The organism is Pseudohongiella acticola (assembly GCF_001758195.1).
Taxonomy (GTDB): Bacteria; Pseudomonadota; Gammaproteobacteria; order Pseudomonadales; family Pseudohongiellaceae; genus Pseudohongiella; species Pseudohongiella acticola.
In genome coordinates this window covers 1777611-1795833 of record NZ_MASR01000001.1, presented here as the reverse complement: position 1 = coordinate 1795833, position 18223 = coordinate 1777611, and the positions used below count along the sequence as shown (strand labels likewise).

At 50.1% G+C, this 18223-nt stretch carries 21 protein-coding genes; 14 read left to right on the top strand and 7 right to left on the bottom strand.

The features are described from left to right. Nucleotides 1-93: 93 nt before the first annotated feature. The 10 genes from PHACT_RS16035 (at nt 94) to PHACT_RS07495 (ending at nt 7600) form a co-directional block, all read left to right on the top strand. Nucleotides 94-1671, top strand: coding sequence for an AAA family ATPase (locus PHACT_RS16035; protein ID WP_083264597.1), 1578 nt, complete (start codon nt 94-96; stop codon nt 1669-1671). Next, nucleotides 1668-2555, top strand: coding sequence for an HNH endonuclease (locus PHACT_RS07535; RefSeq protein WP_070116617.1), 888 nt, complete (start codon nt 1668-1670; stop codon nt 2553-2555). Before PHACT_RS16035 ends, PHACT_RS07535 begins: the two co-directional genes overlap by 4 nt. An 829-nt stretch (nt 2556-3384) precedes the next feature. Continuing rightward, entirely contained in the window at nt 3385-3876 is a 492-nt protein-coding gene (locus tag PHACT_RS16775) for a paraquat-inducible protein A (protein ID WP_070116615.1), read from the top strand. 65 nt (nt 3877-3941) lie between these two features. Beyond that, nucleotides 3942-4169, top strand: coding sequence for an HTH-like domain-containing protein (locus PHACT_RS07520; protein ID WP_070116614.1), 228 nt, complete (start codon nt 3942-3944; stop codon nt 4167-4169). A 36-nt stretch (nt 4170-4205) separates the two neighbouring features. Beyond that, nucleotides 4206-4484, top strand: coding sequence for a hypothetical protein (locus PHACT_RS16180; RefSeq protein ID WP_139141471.1), 279 nt, complete (start codon nt 4206-4208; stop codon nt 4482-4484). Between the two features lie 184 nt (nt 4485-4668). Beyond that, nucleotides 4669-5442 carry a DUF5694 domain-containing protein gene (locus tag PHACT_RS07515; RefSeq protein WP_139141470.1) on the top strand — a complete coding sequence of 258 codons (774 nt, stop codon included), beginning with the start codon at nt 4669-4671 and terminating at the stop codon, nt 5440-5442. Between the two features lie 105 nt (nt 5443-5547). Then, nucleotides 5548-5874, top strand: a complete 327-nt coding sequence (locus PHACT_RS07510; protein ID WP_070116612.1) for a type II toxin-antitoxin system HicB family antitoxin — start codon at nt 5548-5550, stop codon at nt 5872-5874. Between the two features lie 245 nt (nt 5875-6119). Then, entirely contained in the window at nt 6120-6392 is a 273-nt protein-coding gene (gene brnA, locus PHACT_RS07505) for a type II toxin-antitoxin system BrnA family antitoxin (protein WP_070116611.1), read from the top strand. Between the two features lie 51 nt (nt 6393-6443). Further along, entirely contained in the window at nt 6444-6680 is a 237-nt protein-coding gene (locus PHACT_RS07500) for a DUF167 domain-containing protein (RefSeq protein ID WP_070116610.1), read from the top strand. 86 nt (nt 6681-6766) lie between these two features. Continuing rightward, nucleotides 6767-7600, top strand: coding sequence for an alpha/beta fold hydrolase (locus tag PHACT_RS07495; protein ID WP_083264422.1), 834 nt, complete (start codon nt 6767-6769; stop codon nt 7598-7600). 146 nt (nt 7601-7746) lie between these two features. Here PHACT_RS07495 and PHACT_RS07490 read toward each other — a convergent pair whose 3' ends face one another. The 3 genes from PHACT_RS07490 to PHACT_RS07480 form a co-directional block, all read right to left on the bottom strand. Further along, on the bottom strand, nt 7747-8595 hold the full coding sequence (locus PHACT_RS07490; RefSeq protein ID WP_070118223.1) for a CPBP family intramembrane glutamic endopeptidase: 849 nt from the start codon (nt 8593-8595) through the stop codon (nt 7747-7749). A gap of 285 nt (nt 8596-8880) precedes the next feature. Next, entirely contained in the window at nt 8881-9786 is a 906-nt protein-coding gene (locus PHACT_RS07485; RefSeq protein ID WP_211284385.1) for an acyltransferase, read from the bottom strand. A gap of 30 nt (nt 9787-9816) precedes the next feature. Next, a complete protein-coding gene (locus PHACT_RS07480; protein ID WP_070116608.1) occupies nt 9817-10908 on the bottom strand; it encodes a DUF2855 family protein in 1092 nt (363 codons plus the stop codon). Between the two features lie 144 nt (nt 10909-11052). Between PHACT_RS07480 and PHACT_RS07475 the strand changes: the two genes are divergently transcribed. After that, the gene (locus tag PHACT_RS07475) at nt 11053-11652 is read left to right on the top strand and encodes a trimeric intracellular cation channel family protein (RefSeq protein ID WP_070116607.1); all 600 of its coding nucleotides are present in this window, start codon (nt 11053-11055) and stop codon (nt 11650-11652) included. 176 nt (nt 11653-11828) lie between these two features. Here PHACT_RS07475 and PHACT_RS07470 read toward each other — a convergent pair whose 3' ends face one another. Next, entirely contained in the window at nt 11829-12743 is a 915-nt protein-coding gene (locus PHACT_RS07470; protein WP_070116606.1) for an alpha/beta hydrolase, read from the bottom strand. Between the two features lie 117 nt (nt 12744-12860). Between PHACT_RS07470 and PHACT_RS07465 the strand changes: the two genes are divergently transcribed. Further along, complete coding sequence (locus tag PHACT_RS07465; protein ID WP_070116605.1) at nt 12861-13427, top strand: DUF1993 domain-containing protein; 567 nt, start codon at nt 12861-12863, stop codon at nt 13425-13427. Here the strand turns inward: PHACT_RS07465 and PHACT_RS16675 are convergent. Beyond that, a complete protein-coding gene (locus PHACT_RS16675) occupies nt 13424-13654 on the bottom strand; it encodes a M48 family metalloprotease (RefSeq protein WP_070116604.1) in 231 nt (76 codons plus the stop codon). The two genes, PHACT_RS07465 and PHACT_RS16675, sit on opposite strands and share 4 nt — an antisense overlap. An 82-nt stretch (nt 13655-13736) precedes the next feature. Then, nucleotides 13737-14423, bottom strand: a complete 687-nt coding sequence (locus PHACT_RS07455; RefSeq protein ID WP_070116603.1) for a DUF2306 domain-containing protein — start codon at nt 14421-14423, stop codon at nt 13737-13739. Nucleotides 14424-14614: 191 nt separating this feature from the next. Between PHACT_RS07455 and PHACT_RS07450 the strand changes: the two genes are divergently transcribed. Then, nucleotides 14615-15727, top strand: a complete 1113-nt coding sequence (locus PHACT_RS07450) for a helix-turn-helix domain-containing protein (protein ID WP_211284384.1) — start codon at nt 14615-14617, stop codon at nt 15725-15727. Nucleotides 15728-15788: 61 nt separating this feature from the next. After that, a complete protein-coding gene (locus PHACT_RS07445) occupies nt 15789-16040 on the top strand; it encodes a DUF2164 domain-containing protein (protein ID WP_070116601.1) in 252 nt (83 codons plus the stop codon). Nucleotides 16041-16069: 29 nt separating this feature from the next. On the opposite strand, the gene PHACT_RS07440 is transcribed toward PHACT_RS07445, so the two are convergent. Further along, nucleotides 16070-18217, bottom strand: coding sequence for a PAS domain-containing hybrid sensor histidine kinase/response regulator (locus tag PHACT_RS07440; protein WP_070116600.1), 2148 nt, complete (start codon nt 18215-18217; stop codon nt 16070-16072). Between the last annotated feature and the right edge of the window lie 6 nt (nt 18218-18223).

Genomic DNA, 18223 nt, shown 5'->3' with positions numbered 1-18223 from the left:
AAATGTCCGTATCTAGCGAATAGCTTCGACTATATAAAAATTCGAACTGAAAAGCGAAAGGCTTTTTTAAGATGTTTTATGGGGTATGTAGAGATGAATTTTGTAGTTACAGATAATTATGGTCGAAAACACCCTGCCTCTGTAAATACAGCATATTTAAGTGTAGATAATTGGAATGATTACTCCTTTGTCACCATGTTCTATCTAACCATTTTTGATGAAGGAGGAGTAGAGCATGAGATCGGTAATGTAAAAATTGCTTTTAAAGGTCAAACTATTGAAAAAAGCACATATAAAACACTGGGTAAAAACTTTCCGTTTTTAAATGAACAGTATTTTTCATTAGGGACTAATACAGAATACTATAAAAATTTAAATAAGTTGCCCCCTGAGTTAAAACGGCACATCCTAAATGCATTAGAAGATATTGTTTATAAACCTGAAAAATTAAAAGATATTGAAGATGAAGAAGTATTAAATACATCTCTCTTTCGTGGGGTAACATTATCCGATGTGCATGGTCAATTCTCAAGAGTATTAAGCGGTCTTGCTGAGTTATCAGATTTTGATTTTAACTTTGTAAGACATGGGTTAAATGGCTTTTGCAACGTAAAAATACCATTTAAAGTAAAAGTCGGCTCAGTTCCAAGTACAAACATTCATGCGTTTATCGGGCGTAATGGTTGTGGAAAAACTACTCTTTTAAACGGTATGATTGATGCCATTACCAACCCTGAACATGAATCATGTCTTTTTACAGAAAGTAGCCCATTTAGTGAATCTCGTATTCCTACAGGCTATTTTCGCTCCTTAGTTTCTGTATCTTTTAGTGCATTTGATCCATTTACTCCACCTCAAGAACAACCGGATCCGGCTAAAGGAACAAAGTATTTTTATATCGGCTTAAAAAACAGAGAAAATAGCGAAGCATTAAGTTCTTTGGGAGATCTTCGAAAAGACTTTGTTTCAGCATTAGTAGGTTGTTTAAGTAGCGAAGGTAAAAAAAATCTATGGTTAGATGCTATTAATAGTTTGAGTAGTGATCAGAACTTCGAGAATATGGGGTTAAGCATTCTCAACGCTAGATATGTCAGCCTTAAAGAAAAGCACAAAAATCTTCAAGTTGATAATGATAAATTTGAAGACCTATTTCACCAAGACATAACTAATTACTTACAACGCATGAGCTCAGGTCACGCAATAGTGTTGTTTACTATCACGAGACTAGTTAACAACGTTGGTGAAAAATCTCTAGTATTATTAGATGAACCAGAGGGGCATCTTCACCCACCTCTTCTATCTGCATTTTTGCGTGTTCTAAGCGATTTATTGTATATCAAAAATGGAGTTGCAATAATCGCGACTCATTCTCCAGTAGTTCTTCAGGAAATACCTAAATCCTGTGTATGGAAAGTCATTCGTTCTAGAGAAGCGATTACTGTTGAAAGGCCAGAAATAGAAACCTTTGGAGAAAACCTTGGCGTTTTAACTCGTGAGGTGTTTATTCTTGAAGTAGCAAATTCAGGATATCACTCACTTTTAACTAAGTCTGTTGAGTCTGGAGCATCCTATGATGGAATATTGTCAGAATATAAAAATCAAATAGGCTTGGAAGGCAGAACCGTTCTAAAAGCAATGGTTCTAAGTAGAGATGCGAATAAAGTACAATGAAAAGACTAGCCCTACCTAATATTTCGTTCAATGGCATGTTAGTAAAATGCTCAGAAGGAATGGAGCAAGTTAATGTGCGTAATAGCTTTATTTCGGTTTTCCCAGCCTTCTACGCTAAAGAACAACAATATCAAGAATTAAGTCTGGCAGGTAATTTATACGCGTACCCTAAAGTTAACCCTTTAACTAATACAACTAGAGTTGTTGGGCACCTGACAAAAAGAAAATTAGTTAATCTATATGAAAATAATTTACGTGATAAAGATAAACCTGCTAGAGATTATTATGATGCTTTATTGGTTTCTTCTGGGGAACGTTGCCCATTTTGTGGTGACATAGGACAAACCAAGAATTTGGATCACTTTTTACCAAAAGCTCATTTTCCAGAGTTTTCAGTGATGCCGCTTAACTTAGTTCCGTCATGTCGTGATTGCAACATGGGTGAGAAAGGTCAAGATTATGCCACTGTAGAAGACGACCAAGCTATTCATCCTTATGTTGATAAAGATATTTTTTATCAGGAGCAATGGGTATATGCAGAGTACATTGATGAGGATGACGGTGCTTTAGTTTATTACGTTGAATGCCCAGCCGCTTGGAGCCAAGAGGAAAAGAACAGAGCTGAAAACCACTTCAATAGTTTAGATTTGGCTAATAGGTACAGCTTAGAATCTGGTAAACATTTGAGTGAAGTTATTGACCAAAAAAATGCTTTTGTAGACGTTATTCTTGGATTTGACCCCCAAGCTACTACTGGAGAAATCAAAGATGCGTTTGTTAATGCTAACTTGCAACCAGTTATAAATTCAGGGCAGTTTTCTAATCATTGGAAAAAAGTAATGTATCAATGCTTAGCAAATTCAGCCAGATTCTTTCAAATATGATGCAGTTGCTGTCTATGAAGAAAGCAGATAACGCCAAAAAATAGTTCCGACTTTAGTAAACGAAAAACTGCCTCACCTTATTATAATAGTATTGGAATATTAGAAAATAATTGATAGAAAAAAGTTAACAAGTCAATAAATTAAGATTCACCAAGGCTGTCATGCCATTTGCTGAGTAAATCGCCCGCCAGCACATGGTTCACTTATTATTGAGGCGTTAGGACTCAATATGAGCAAGGGTTTAAGTAGCAAGCTAGCCGGCCAAGTTGGTGAGTTTCTTGTCTGTGCAGAGCTCGGCCGTCGGGGGCTCATCGCCACGTCATTCACAGGTAACGTCCCGGAGTTTGACCTAATCGTTGCCGATGGCTCACTCAAGACGTTACCTGTACAAGTCAAGACTTCCCGAGGTTATAGCTGGCCAACGACTGCCAGTCGGTGGATCGACGTCACTATCGATGAGGCGGGGGAAAAGCAGATTGATCACGGTGACTCTGATATTTCGCATCCTGATCTCATTTATGTATGCGTTTTGCTAGCGGGCCCCGAGGCAGATCAAGTTGATCGCTATTTCATATTGCTGAAGCGAGACATTCAGGTTATATGTGCTAGAAATTATCGGGCTTGGATGTCCAAGCACGATTGGAAGAGGCCCAAGAACTTCCGCTCTCTAGACAATAGGTACTACGTTACAGATCTTGAGCCTTTTGAAGATAACTGGGCTCTATTCGAGAAGCATTTGAGCCCGTCCTGACAATTACATGAAGTGCGCGTCTTCGGCATCGCCTTACGAGTGTGCCGTTGTGCAGTGCGTTGAGTACCTAAGGAATCGATGAGATACGTTACGAAAATAAGCGACAGGCAACTCTGGCTGGCATCGGCAGCGCTTTTCCTAACTGGCGCCATGCTGCCAATGTTTACGTTCAATAAATTTCTTATATTTAGCGATACATATTCATTGTTCAGCGGGGTTCTATATCTTCTCATCGAGGGTGAGATACTTCTCTTCGTAGCGGTATTTTCCTTTAGTATAGTTTTGCCATTATACAAGCTTTATCTCATCAAATGTGTTATCGACGGAAGCTTGAATAATAGCGAAAGAAGAATGTTGTTAATCCAAAGATTGGCTATAGTAGGAAAGTGGTCGATGGCTGATGTATTTGTAGTTTCCATTATAGCCGCGACTGTTAAATTAGGCATGTTTGCTAGTATTACGGTCCACTTTGGTCTGTATGTATTCGGAATTGCTGTCCTGTCGAGCATGCTTCTCGCTCATAGGCTCATGTCTGGATATTCGTTGAGGCCCAACCATTTAGATACTTAGCAAAGTATTGCAGAGAACAAGCCGCCGAATGCGGCGTCATTCGTTTCTGAAGGGGAGGAGCAGCGATGAAATTTGAGACACTAACAGCCATTCTTAATGATATGTACTTTAATTCAGAGGAAGGTGAGGCGGTAGTAATGATCCATTTGTTTGGTATCAAGTATGCCAAAGAAATAAAAGCCTGCGATGCTTCTATGAAGCAGCTTGCGGTTTCAGCGGGGCTTCAGGAATCGTATGGGACCGAAATATCAAAGGGTGTTAAGCTAGCAAAATTTGTCTGGCCGAAACCTTAGCTAACCATTATCCGCTCATACTTATAGGCACCCAAAATGCCCAAACGTACTCTATTTCTTACTCTACTTCTGATGGCATCATGTGCATCAGACAGTGGGATTATTAATTCTGGCGAAAATGAATATTTTATAGCCAAACAGGCGGCAACAGGTTTTCCTGGAACTGGCGGAATTAAGGACGATGCCCTTGGGGAGGCTACAAGTTTTTGTCAGACCCAAAGTAAGAGACTAAATATTATCCAGCTTGATGAAAATGAAGGGCCATACGTTCTTGGAAAATATCCTAGAGTAGAGCTTACATTTAGTTGTATCTGATGATCAAAAGGCACAGCGATGGATTTATGTCGCCAGAAAGCTGGCAGGGAATGCCTTCATTGCTTGCCAGCCGCTGCACAATACGGCGTTGGGAGATCTCAATTAGCATAAATAAATATTTGGCGGGGTAATGAAAGTGCGATCGCGCTTATTTTTGTTATTGTTCTGGGCAGTATCGAGCACTTTGTCCCCGTCCGCAACCTACGGTCAGGACCGACCGGATTTGCTGGTTCTTGGCGTAGCTCATTTCAACAACCCAAGCCGCGACTCGATTAACTTCGAAGTAGACGACGTGCTCAATGCGCAGAGGCAGGTTGAAATTGAAGCGCTTGTAGACGAGCTTGCTGAATTCAAGCCTACCCACATTGCGTTGGAAGTGCTGAGTCGTAACCAGGATGACCTGAATGAACGCTATGCTCGGTATCGTGAAGGTGACTATGAACTTGGGCGGGATGAGTCCGATCAGATTGGCCTCAGACTGGCCGCGATGTTGGGACATGAGCAGGTCTATGCAGTGGACTGGAATGACAATCCTCCGGGAGATATTGCGACCGACTATGATTGGCATAGCTTTGGTTTGGCGAATGGATTCGACGAAGAAATCGAACGAATTACAGATCCAGAAGCCGCGAAGGAGTACTACATCGAGTTGGGCTCCCAAACGGTGAGTGAGTGGATAAAGCAATTGAATGCCCCGGAGGCGCTGGCAGCTTCGCACAGGGTCTACTTTGACATCGCAGCGATTGGACGCGGTGAGGAATTGCTGGGGGCCAACTGGGTAGGCACCTGGTATGCACGAAACCTGAAGATATTTTCCCGATTGGTAAAGCTGACTGAAAGTTCGACAGACCGGGTGTTGGTCATCTATGGGCAAGGCCATGCCTACTTGCTGAGGCAATTTGCACAGGAGTCCGGCGCGTTTGATCTGGTTGATGTAGACTCGGTGATTAGCGACTAGAGCTACCTCAGAAGCGTTTCCGCGGAAACGTTTTTCCGGAGATTGAATGGCCCGTCCATCAATAGTGATACCATAAGGATATGGCGAAAAGTACAAGGGTGCAAAGTGGCAAAAGATATTGATCGCTATACTTACCGGGTTACCTGGTCTGAAGAAGATCAGGAACATATAGGGATGTGTATCGAGTTCTCCAGCCTTAGCTGGCTTGCAGAGAATCCCGAGAAGGCACTCAAAGGCATTCGACAATTGGTCCGTGAGTGCGTTAATGACATGAATGAAAGCGGGGAGGAAATTCCCGAGCCACTATCAGCAAAAAACTATAGCGGTAAGTTCATGGTTCGTGTTCCGCCAGAGACACATCGCATGCTTGCCATTGAGGCTGCTGAGTCAGGGGTAAGTCTGAACCGGCTCGTCTCCAGTAAACTCAATTAAGTCCTGATGCAACAATCAATTGCGCGCGACCAGGCAGAGTGTTGCCAAACACCTCAAGGCAATCTTCTCCGAGGGCGAGTTGAGGATTCAGTTGTCAACCATTGGTTGACAACTGCCACTGACAAGGCCGACGGCAGCCGCCCAAGAACCACCTTTCTTGCCAGCTGAGTAGAAAAGGGTTAATTTATACTCATGAGCCATTTCGAGTACGACGAGACGTTCTCGTAAACGAGAGGTAGAGCTGTATGAAAGCTAAAGATTTTGACAAGAAATTTGATCAGGGGAAAAAAGACATCGTTGATGATCTTGATTTGTCCACGGCGCGGCGCGCCAATCAGGACCAGAAACGAATAAATGTCGACTTCCCATCCTGGGTAGTCGAGTCACTGGATCGTGAAGCGGCTCGTATTGGCGTCACACGGCAGTCGATCATAAAAGTTTGGCTGGTTGAGCGTTTGCAAGCTGAAGCTGCGAATAAACCGCTTAATGGTAACGCCGAAAGCCGTCCTGCACTTTGAACTTAAGAACGGTAGGCTCATAACCAGTTCCATTTGGACAGTAGACTCAGCATGGCTGCGACAATCTTACAGGTAAAAGTGAAACCGCGAGCCCGCGTGTCAGGGCTCGCCCAGGCAGCAGATGGTACGTGGGTTGCAACACTAAAGGCACCGCCTGTGGACGGTAAAGCCAATACGGAACTGGTGGGTCTTGTGGCGCAGAAGTTTCAATGCCCAAAGACAGCCGTGACTATCAAGGCCGGCGCATCCGGCCGCACCAAGCTCGTCATGGTTGAAGAATCTTCGTGAGTGCGATCAGTGAACGAGATGCGCTGAAGTCGTAAGCCAGAAGGCTGCCGATGATGTATATTCTTGCCATATTCATATTCTGAGAAATGAAGGAGCACACCCTGTCCACTCTCCGATTTTTCCTGCAATGCATTGTCCCTATCTGCGCAGTCACCACAGCGTCAGCAGCAGAAACCACCATCGACAACTCCTTCGTTGAATACGAAGTCAAAGGCAACGGCCCCCAGGTCGTTCTGTTCGAAGCCGGCGCTACGCCGGGCATGGTTGATTGGGATTCTATCTGGTACAACCTGCCTGACGGTATCACTGCGATTAGATACTCCCGCAGAGGCGAGGGCGGCTCCGGCGCTTGTACGGGGCAGATGTCGGCGGCCGATTATGCAGATGACGCCGCTGAGTTACTGGCAAAGCTGGAGATATCCTCGCCCATCATCTACGTTGCGCATTCCTACGGTGGCGACGTCGCCCGTGATTTTGCATCCCGCAACCCGAATGCCGTTCGCTCGATGCTGCTCGTTGATCCAAGCACGGACCGGGATGTTGAGATTATTACAACACTTGATCCGGTGAATGGCCCTGGAGAAATCGAAGCGATCAAGGCCAATGACTTTGCCGTGGGCGAGGGTAATTGGTGTTTTCTGCACGATTCCTGGCTCAAGGATGGCGATCTGGGTTTTGCGGAGATCGGTGATATACCAATAACGGTCATTTCCGGTGTCAGGAAGGTCGAAGAGCCATCCATGGTTTTCGAAATCGACGCGGCGCGTGCACTATGGGGCCAGTTTCACAGTGAGTGGGTCAGTGAGTTTCCTCGGGGCCGTGCTGTAGTCACTGAAGGCAGTGGGCACATGGTGCATCAGGATGAGCCTGATCTGGTTCTCGAGGAGCTGTCGGCATTGTTGGAATTGCCGCTTGAATAGCCACGTCATCTCCCGCGCCAGGGCTATTTTGTGCACCAGAATTTGCCTGATCGACAACGCCTGCCTAACAGGCGAAAAAGGCTTGGCTAACATTAGGAAAGAAGCGACGCAAGCCAAGCTTTTTGCGTCCTTTGTTGAGGCGCTTGTTATGTTCTGACAAGCTTGAATTCAGCTTTACCTTTTCTTAAAAAATATATAGCCACACAAGTTGCTACAATTGCTATGACAGCTCCAAACTCATCTATATACCAAGCAGAGTTTGTGTTTGTTACTGTGATAGGTGTGAATAACTTTTGGATAAATATATTCGAACTAGCATGATAAATAACCGCAGGCCAAAGGCTATTAGTTTTGATACGAAAGTAAGCCATAATTATCCCTGTCGCAGTTATAAAAACTGAGAACACAAACAGCTGATAATATAATGGTGTTACGTCATTACCATATAACCCTAAAATAATTAGAGGCCAGTGAAATAATGCCCAAACAAATCCACTTACCAGTCCAACACCAGTAAAAGACATCGTTTTAGCAAGCTCGGGTACCAGAAAGCCTCGCCAACCAATCTCTTCGCCCAAAATAGACGGTAATGAGACAAAAAAACTAACAGTCGCAATCAATCCGAAATGAAAAAGAAGTATAGAAAAATCATTCCAGTTTCCTAAGTTATAGCTTTCTTTTTGATTGGACAGAAACTCAGCATTATAAAATTCACCGAAACCACACGCCCATATAATCAGATAGGAGATAAGCGCTATAATAAGTGGTAAAAGATAGCTTGTACGTTGATGCTTCCACTTGCCCCATTGCCAACCCAGGCTCGATAATTCTCGCTTTCTTAAAAGGCAAGTAAGCAATGTAGCCGCGCCAACTGACAACATTAATGGTGTCGCTTGGCCCATTCGATAAATTAACCAGTACCCTAAAACATAAAAAGCTACAACCAATATAAAAAAAGTCGCTAGAGTTAACGTTGTATCTTTAGAGTTTTTCATAATGATCTCTGATTGACGAAATAAGAACATAACAGCCCCATGACCAGACCCCCGCAGAGTAACCAGATGATATTGCCGATGGTGCGCATGCGTTCTTCCGAAAATTCTGATGTGATGATTGTTGATTTGTACTTGTCTTAGAACTCAGCAAAAACCATACCACTCAATAATCATCTGTTTTTTAAGCTATTTCTTCGGGGAGGCTAAAGAGGGCATGGTGAAATATCCCAACTAGTTAGGGTGATCGCGAAAAACTCAGCGTCTCTATCTTTTAACTCCTGACCCTTAAGCCCTGGCTTTTAACCCCTCGTCCAGCAAACGATCGATGGTATTGTCCTTGGCCTGCCAGCGCTCATTGACCCACGCCTGTATGCGCGCGCGATGCGCCTCATCGTTCTGGTAGTCGCCTCCACGCAGCTCGGCCGGTATGGGCAAGGTCTGGATGTCGACCACGATACGCCCGATGCGGTTGGCAAACAGGTCGCCGAGTTCACCTACTCCGTCAGGGTAGGTGATGGTGACATCCACCAGGGTATCCAGCGATTCACTCATGGCATCGAGCACCAGCGCAGTACCGCCAGCCTTGGGTTTGAGCAGATGCCGAAACGGCGATTGTTGTTGTGCATGTTTGCCGGGGCGAAAACGCGTACCCTCGGCAAAATTGACGACGGACACCGGTATGCGGCGGAATTTTTCACAGGCCTGTCGTGTTGCCGCAACGTCTTTGCCGGCCAGGTCCGGACGCTTTTCAATCTGCTGACGCGAATAACGTTTCATGAACGGAAAGTCCAACGCCCACCAGGCCAATCCCAATACCGGCACCCAGATCAACTGGCTTTTCAGGAAGAAGCGCAACATGGGCAGGCGCCGGTTAAACAGTTTCTGCAGGACGGGAATATCCACCCAGGACTGGTGATTGCAGAGCAGCAGAAAATGGCCCTCGGGCATGGCGTCGGGCAATCCGGTCACCACAACCTCTGCATCGGTCAGGTGATCAAACATCCAGCTGTTTACATCGATCCAGCTCGCGGCAATGGCCATCAGCACCCGGTCACACACCGACTGTACAGGTCGCACACGAGTGACGGCTTTGATCAGCGCCACCAGCAACAGTGGCGTGACGTGAATGATCGAGTTGAGGCTCAGCAGGATCGCGGCCATCACAACGCGAAGGCTGCGCAGCAGTTTCATAAGCAACTCCCTTTACACTCCAAATTTGTACTACAGGCGTATCACGTGTCCTTCCTGCGGCGTCACACTACCGGCCAGCAACTGTGCAAAGACCTGCTGCGCCGCGTCAAGGCCGTGGCCTTCAACGATCCTGAGCAACTTACGTTGTGGATCATTAACGTGATCACCAAAGCGCGACCAGGCATTGCCCAGCTGCTCACCGAAGGTCTGCGCACCCCACTCGGCCGTGCGTTTGATAATCTGATCAGGGGCAAAGAAAAACGTCGGCGCAGGTCCCGGAAGCGTCTGTTTTGTCGGCATCGCCACGGTCTGCGCCGATCCCACCACGCAGCTGTACTTCAGTTCACGGCAGTGATGATGAATGGCGCTGCGCAGCTCGCGATCACCGGAGAAATCCACATACAGTGTGGGCACCTGAGTATCCAGCGTGTCCAGTTCCGAGTAGGTCAGGGTGTGTCGGTAACAGCCGGAGCTGGCCACGAAGTCACGATTACGTGCCGAGGTCAGCCCTATGGTTTCCACGGCATCGCCAATACAAAAACCCGACCCATAAGCGGTCTTGCTGGATGCGCTGGAGATCACCACCCGCTCGGCGCCAAACCAGTTGTTGTCGGCGAGAAAGTCGGCCAGCGTAAATGAGGTGATAAACAGCGGCCGGTAAATCACCTGAAATGCCTCGCTGTCTGCGGTGTACAGCGGATCAACCTGGCAGCGCAGGTACTGATTGTAGGCAGCCGGCAGGGCCTGACGATGCGCCGTTGTGTCGCGAAAACCACGCTTGCCCACATTCCCGGCCTGCACACGCAACACACTCACCGGCGGAAAATACCCGTAGAAGCGCTCACCCTCACTGATACCCTCAACCGCCGAGGCCACCACATTGGCAAAACCCCACACCGGCACCTGTCCCCAGGCGGCATCGTCGGTAGGGAAGAAGTCCCAGTAACGCATGGCCTCACCGTAGGCGGCATAGGTGACATTATTGGTGGTCAGCGAAAACAGGTCCGGAGCCAGCAGTACTTCACCCGGCGCGGGTGCAGCTGGCGGTGACAGCGCCTCGATGTGCGTCTGCGACAGCGCATTTTTGTTGATTAACAGTCGGGCTTGGGGATGTTGGGGCACGGGGTTCTCCTGATTCCAGGTTCTTGTTTGTTATTGAGTCTATAGGAACTCACCAGCTACCGACAGTTATCGATAGTGCTACCATAAGGATATGGCGAAAGTTCGAGCCACTGTCATCGCCAGCTACTGTATGAGGCGCTTTTAATGTTGTTGTACATTCTCGATCTTGTTGGCGTGGCCGTTTTCGCGATCAGTGGCGTATTGGCGGCGCGGGACCGTGAGCTGGATGTACTGGGCGTGATCGTGGTGGCCGCTATGACGGCTATCGGCGGCGGAACACTGAGAGACCTATTGCTCGATCGCCACCCTATTTTCTGGCTCACTGATACCACTTATCTTGTTGTTATCATCGTGGCGGCATTGGCGACCATCGTCTATGTGCGCTACCGGCCGGCACCCCTGTTTAGTTTGCGTGTGGCAGATGCTTTTGGACTGGCATTGTTTGCCCTGCTGGGTGCCAGCTATGCTGAGGCGGCACAGGCGCCGGCGCTTATCGTCATATTGATGGGTACCATGACCGGCGTTACTGGCGGGGTGTTGCGGGATATCGTGACGGCAAGAGTGCCGCTGATCATGCAGCGAGAAATCTATGCGTCGGCGGCCATCGCGGGCGTAGCTGCTTATCTGCTGATGCAGGCATTAGGATTGCCTCAGCCCGTGGCCTTCGTAGGAGGAGTGATAGTAGTAGTGGCGTTGCGACTGGGTGCGCTGCGCTGGAATCTGCACCTGCCTACATTCCGGTGACCGTGAAGGGCCGCATAACCATCAATTGCCCGCGACCAGCTCCGCTGGCGCGTTAATACGGGCGTTGAGCGGCCGATTTACCCATGAATTGTAGGCACTGTGGGTCTGAACGTATTTTGGGCTACGGTATACATAAAATCCCTGATAAACCCATTCAAGAGAACTCATCGTAGTGTTTACAGATTCAGCCACTCGATAAAATCCACCGATGCCTTGATCAATCGTGCTCGAGGCGTTTCCAGCAGCGCGGCATGATCACCGCCGGCCAGCACGACCCACTGCTTATTGGGGTTGGCGATTTTCACAAAGAAGCGGGCATGTGCATCGGTGTTTGCCAGTGGGTCGAACTCGGCCTGTAACAGCAGCACAGGCACATCCAGTGCTTCACCATCCAGCGCATTCCACTGATGCAGCTGATTCCAGTCAGCCCTGACCGGGTCAGCAGCCAGTGCCGCATCAACATAGGCGGCGATGGCAGCCTCGCTGATTGAGCCAGGCACAATAAAGTCAGAGGCCGCCGCTTCTGCGGTATTGGTCCGACGCTCAGGTTCACTTTCACCAGAGGCAACCGGCACTTCTGCATCCGGGTCAGTTGGGTAACCAAACAACGTGACACTGCGAATCGCCTGAGGAAAACGCTGGGCCGTCAGCTGCGCCACCATGGAGCCATATGACCAGCCCCACACGTTGATCTGTTGTCCGGTGCGCGCCTGTAACCAGTCCAGTACCACGGCGAGGTCTTTGGCTGCCTTGTCGGGTGTATGCCAGTCACTGGCATCGCGTGGCGTGCCGCCATAACCCCGTGCGTCCAGTGCCCAGACACTGTAGCCAAGGGCATTAAAACCTTCCATCAGCGACAGATCTTCGCCGGGAACCTGCAGATCAAAATCAGGCAGGGCGCTCCAGGTGCGACCATGGTGCAGAAGTATGTGACCTTTGGGGTCTTCGACGGACTTTTCCCAGAGGGCCAGTGGATGTCCGTCTGAGGTGATGGTATGTTCTGTCGGCGGATTCTGAGCGAACGCTGCGATGGGCAGACAAAGCGTCAGCAATGCGACGAACAGCAAGCGAAGTATCGGTTGTGCAGGCATACCGGCTCTCTTTTTTTATAGAATGCGTGGCTGAAGCATAGGAGTTCCGGCTGGGGAAGTCCAGATGATGCAATACTGATATGTTGTACACAAATAGGGAATAATCAAAGGAAAATTATGTCACTCACCTCACTGCTCGTGCCAACCTACACACAAATGCTCGGCTCGCTGTCGGGCTGGCTGAAAAAAGCGCAGACACAATTGTCAGCCGCAGAAGCGGAAGCGTTGCTATCGGCGCGACTGGCACCGGACATGTTTCCGCTCTCGACCCAGATTCGCTTTGCCTGCGTTCAGGCACAAGAGGCCATCTGTCGGCTTAAGGGTGAGGCCTTCCCGGCAGCTATCGGCGTGTTACTGGAGGAAGGGCGTAACGCTGGCGAACAACCTGGAACGCTGGCGGAGGCTCAGGCCAGAATTGACGAAACCATGGCGTTGCTGAATGGCCTGGCCCTCGACGCGCTGGATGTAAATGCAGAAAAACCACTCGTGCACGAACTGCCCAACGGCATGATTCTGGATCTGACCGCGGAGCAGTATGCGCGCGACTGGTCACTGTCCCAGTTCTACTTTCACCTGATGACAGCCTATTCGATACTGCGCAGCGAGAAGGTTGAACTTGGCAAAGCCGATTACGTGGCGCATTTGTTTCCGTTCATACGTCCTGAAACGATACCCAAGAGTTAACAGCGCCAGGTCGCGAGTGACAAAAGTATCAGGGCCGGCAGGCAAGCTCTCGCCCCCATGCCAATCAGTCCCGGGTCCATGCCCGTGGTCTGGGCGAGTACCGAGACGCCCATCTGTGTTGCCAGCTGAGTGGAAACACGGGCCGCGGAGTGCCTGGCGGTGACGTGGGCAATCTCATGGCCGATAACGGTGGCGAGCTGGGGTTGATTTTCGGCGACATTGAGCAATCCCCGGAAAACACCGATATTGCCGCCGGGCAGCGCGATGTACAGTGCGGTAGCACACCGACAGCCGATGATCCATCGCTGGCTATGGCTTGCTTCGTATCAACCACTCGGCGATAACAAGATTGATAACCAAGCCAATGAGTCTGTCGTAGTCATGAAGCAGTTGCGCCAGAAATGGCCTTAATGTTTCAACCTGTCCAAGCGTGAACACGGCAAGGACTTCGACAAACAAAGGTGTGACCACTGCCAGCGTGATCGCAACCGCCCTGACCATCCATCGTCTATGCGCTGCGATCTCGCCGTTGAGCACATGGTAGAACGCCAGGGTAAAGGCCATGACCAATCCCAGGCTCACGATAATCAGGCCAATGTAGCGCGTACCAAGCTCTTCAGGTGTTAGAACGTGGTGCATCCACACCGCTGAAACAGCCAGGATATAGGCGCTGAGTAGTGCAATTCGTCCGCTGACGCGATGCCATTGGGTATGTTTAAGCCGAAATGCCGACGAGAACTGCAATGGGATCGTCAGAAACAGGGCGATACCACTGGCGCCGTGAACCAATACTGCCAGTGGCGATTCAAAGTAGCGTGCATTGACAAGGGACACTAGAAGCGGGGAGTCCGTTGGCCCCGCTAATACGCCCAGTACAATAAAAATGGCCGGAATCCCGGGAATGGCAAATAACACAAATAACGTGCTTACCAGTGGCCAATTATGTGTTGTGGTAGCAGCTGGATTGTCGAATTTATGGGTACTGGTGAAAGTCATCTGTTTGTTCCTACTTTGCTGATTGGTTAAGATGCTTCACATGTTGCGCCAGGCCGTGGAAATCGTCGTCCGGATCCAAGGGCTCGTACCTATTTTTTAAGTGGAAGGTCGCCGTGTCTGTTAGCGCTGTTGCTTACTTTTTGACGTGTATTTCCTTGGCTATCATCGGGTTTAGCATTCATTTGCTGCTGTTGCGATCGACGAAACAGCCGGTGTATTTGCCGTTGGCAGGCTGCCTGGCGGCAATTGCCGTGTTGATTGGTCAACCGGTAGTCAAAGCGCTCGCACCCGGTCTGCAAGTGTTGTTTCTGCTGCTTGCGTTACCCGCGCTATACCTCATCCCGCCTTGCTTCTGGTTTTATGTACAAGGGATCACCAGCAGTACAAGGTGGCGTCCGGGGCGTGCCCATCTTAAACACTTTGTGCTGAGTGGCATCGGGCTGGTCATTGTTATTTCTGCATTATTGCTGCCCGGCGAGTTACGCCATGCGATCCTGGTAGAAGGGGACGACACTGCGCTGACAGCCACATCGGGTCTGGTGCGTTTTATTGTTTATGGCCTGGTGATTATCACCTTCTTGATGGTATTGGGCTGGGTCCTGCAGGCAGGGTTCTATGTGCATGCAGTATTTCGTCGCCTGCATGACTATCGCGCTCAATTGCGAGAATTGTTCGCCAGCACCGAGGCGCAGGAAGGGCGCTGGATCCTGTGGCTGTTACTCGCGGTAGGCGGTGTCTGGCTGTTTACCGCGGGCACCCTCCTGTACGACAACCTGGTTGCCTCTGTGCCAACAGAGGCTGTGATCAGCAATCTGGTGGTGCTGATCATGATCTGGAGCGTTGCCATATGGGGATTGCGTCAAAAACCAGGCTTTGAAGAGCTGTATCAAAGTAATCATGGGACACAAGAGGTACTCAAATCGATTACCGACAATAAATATCAGCGCTCTGCTTTAAACGAACAATTGACCGACAGTATTGTCAGCAAACTGAACCATGCCATGGAACACGACCGTCTCTTTCTGGAGGCTTCTCTTTCCTTGCCCAGGCTTGCAAAGCATATTTCGCGGTCGGCGTACCACATATCGCAAACCTTGAACGAAACCTTGGGAGTGAACTTCTTTGATTACGTGAATCGCTACCGGGTCAATGCCGCCAAAGAACAACTACAAAACACTGACAATACGGTGCTGGATATCGCGATGGACGTTGGTTTTAATGCCAAGTCTTCGTTCTATACTGCTTTCAAAAAAGACACGGGGATTACGCCCAATCAGTACCGGAAAGAGAGCAGGGCGGGGTGATCCTCGCCACCGACGCGACTGCAAAATTATAAGAATGCCTAATGATTTCAAGGACTCCACGATGGACAAGATAGAATTTACCCGCCAGGAAAAAGAGCTGATGGCCCAGAAGGTCAAGGTGTACTTTCGCGATGAGCTGAATCAGGACATCGGCGGCTTTGATGCTGAGTTCCTGGTCGATTTCTTTGCCCGGGAAATGGGTGGCTTTTTCTACAATCGGGGCCTCTATGATGCCGAGACCCTGATCACCGAAAAAGTCTCCGAGATATCCGATCAGTTGCTGGAGCTGGAGAAGCCGGTTTCCCTGAGTTGAGCGCGCTGCGCAGAATTCAGGCATTGCCGTCAGGCTGACAGCTCCTCGTCCAGCACCTGCCGCACTTTGGCGACAAGTTCGGCGCGGCGGTAGGGTTTGCCCAGCAGAACCACGCCAGGGTCAAGCCGGCCCTGATGCACAATCGCATCTTCGGTGTAGCCTGACGTGAACAGTACCCTGAGCGCTGGCTGGCGCTGGCGGGCAGCATCGGCAAGCTGCTTGCCATTCATGCCGCCGGGCATCACCACGTCGGTAAACAGCAGGTCAATTGGCCAGCCAGTGTCCATGATGGCAAGTGCTTCAGTGGCAGACGCCGCTTCCTTGATCTGGTAGCCGAGGCTGCCAAGTTGCGCCGCAACATGCTCGCGCACGTGTTCGTTGTCCTCGACCAGGAGTATGTTCTCGTGACCGCCCACCAGTGCACTTGACGTGACCGGGGTGGCCGCGGGCACAGACAGTTTCTCCGCCGCCGGGAAGTAGAGCCTGACCGTGGTGCCCTCGCCAGGTTCCGAGTAGATCTGGGCATGACCATTGGACTGCTGCACGAACCCCCAGACCATGGACAGGCCAAGTCCTGAGCCTTTGCCGGCCTCCTTGCTGGTGAAAAACGGTTCAAACGCCCGCTCCAGAGTGTCAGGAGACATACCGCAGCCGTTGTCGGACACGGCAATAACGACATAGCGACCCGCCTTCATGCCGTCGCCGTCGGCGTGCAGCAGGTCATCGTCTGCGAACGTGACGTTGGCTGCCTCGATGGTCAGTCGCCCGCCCTCAGGCATGGCGTCGCGGGCGTTGATCACCAGGTTCAGTACGGCGTTTTCCAGCTGGCCCCGATCCACATCGATAGGCAACACATCGACCGCAATCCTGGTATCTATCTCGATGTCCTCATCGATGGTGCGCCGGATCAGGCCGCCGATGCCATTGAGCAGGTCCCTCGGGTTGAGGTGCTCTGGCGTCAGCGCCTGCAGCCGCGCAAAGGACAACAGGCGGGCGGTCAGGGTTGCACCTCGCTCTGCGGCCTGCATGGTGTTGGTTGCCAGCTCGCGCGCAATCGGGTTGTTGGTGTGAATATCGACAAGTGCATCGGCACTGCCCAGAATGACGGTCAAAAGATTATTAAAATCGTGGGCAATACCGCCGGTCAGCTGACCCACGGCCTCCATTTTCTGCGACTGGCGTAACTTCTGCTCCAGTGCCCGCAGCTCCGTGACATCTGTTGTATTGCCGATCACCCGGATAGGTTTTCCAGCGTCATCATTGAGGACGATGCCACGGGATACTACCTCCAGCGTGCGACCGTCCGCGCATACGAAGCGGTATTCACAGGTCCAGTCGTGCTCGCGGTTTTCGATCACCCGATTCAGGCTACTGACCACCCGTTCGCGATCATCGGCGTGTGCCCAGCGTCGACATGACTCCCAGTCAGTGCCTGGGCCTTCAGGGTCATAGCCGAAGGTGGTGAGCAGTGAGTCGCTCCACCAGACCTTGCCGGTGGTCAGGTCAGCGTCCCAGATCAGGTCATTAGTGGCCAGGCCCAGCAGCCTGAAGCGCTCTTCGCTCACCCGTAGCAGGGCCGCGCTGCGATCTGCCTCTTCCGCCCTGGCGGCGCGCTGCACCTCCTGGTCACGATGACGGGTAAAAAAGCCGAAACACAGCACAAAGATGAAAAAACTGAACAGCAATGTCACTACCGCGTCCAGCGTTGGGATGGCCACGGCATGAGTCGGATGGGCAAGCACAAACGCGGACATCGGGATCGGGCTCAGGCTGACCAGAATGCCGATCTTGCGTTTATGAAAACCAAAATTGGTGAACTGGTGAAACACCATCAGTGGGAAGAACCAGATCAGATAGGGCAGCGTCCGCAGCATCTCGCCGGTTGCCTGGTAGACAATGATGGCGCCGGCATTGAGGTGAACGGCAAAATAGACGGTTAGCACCCCGGTGACGACACTGGTCGCCATCGCCGGTTTCACCAGCTCCAGCAAAATCAGGCTGCCCGTTACTACGCCCAGCACAGCAATAAGCCAGGCTTCAGGTCCGGTGACAGAGCCCGACAGGATGCCAAAGATCACGCCCAGCAGGGCGCCGGAGAATCCCACCAGTAACGCGACCAGCACCACATTGCGTGCCTGGCGCAGATGCTGGTCAGTGCTGGTGTTTTTGCTTGCCATCTTTTT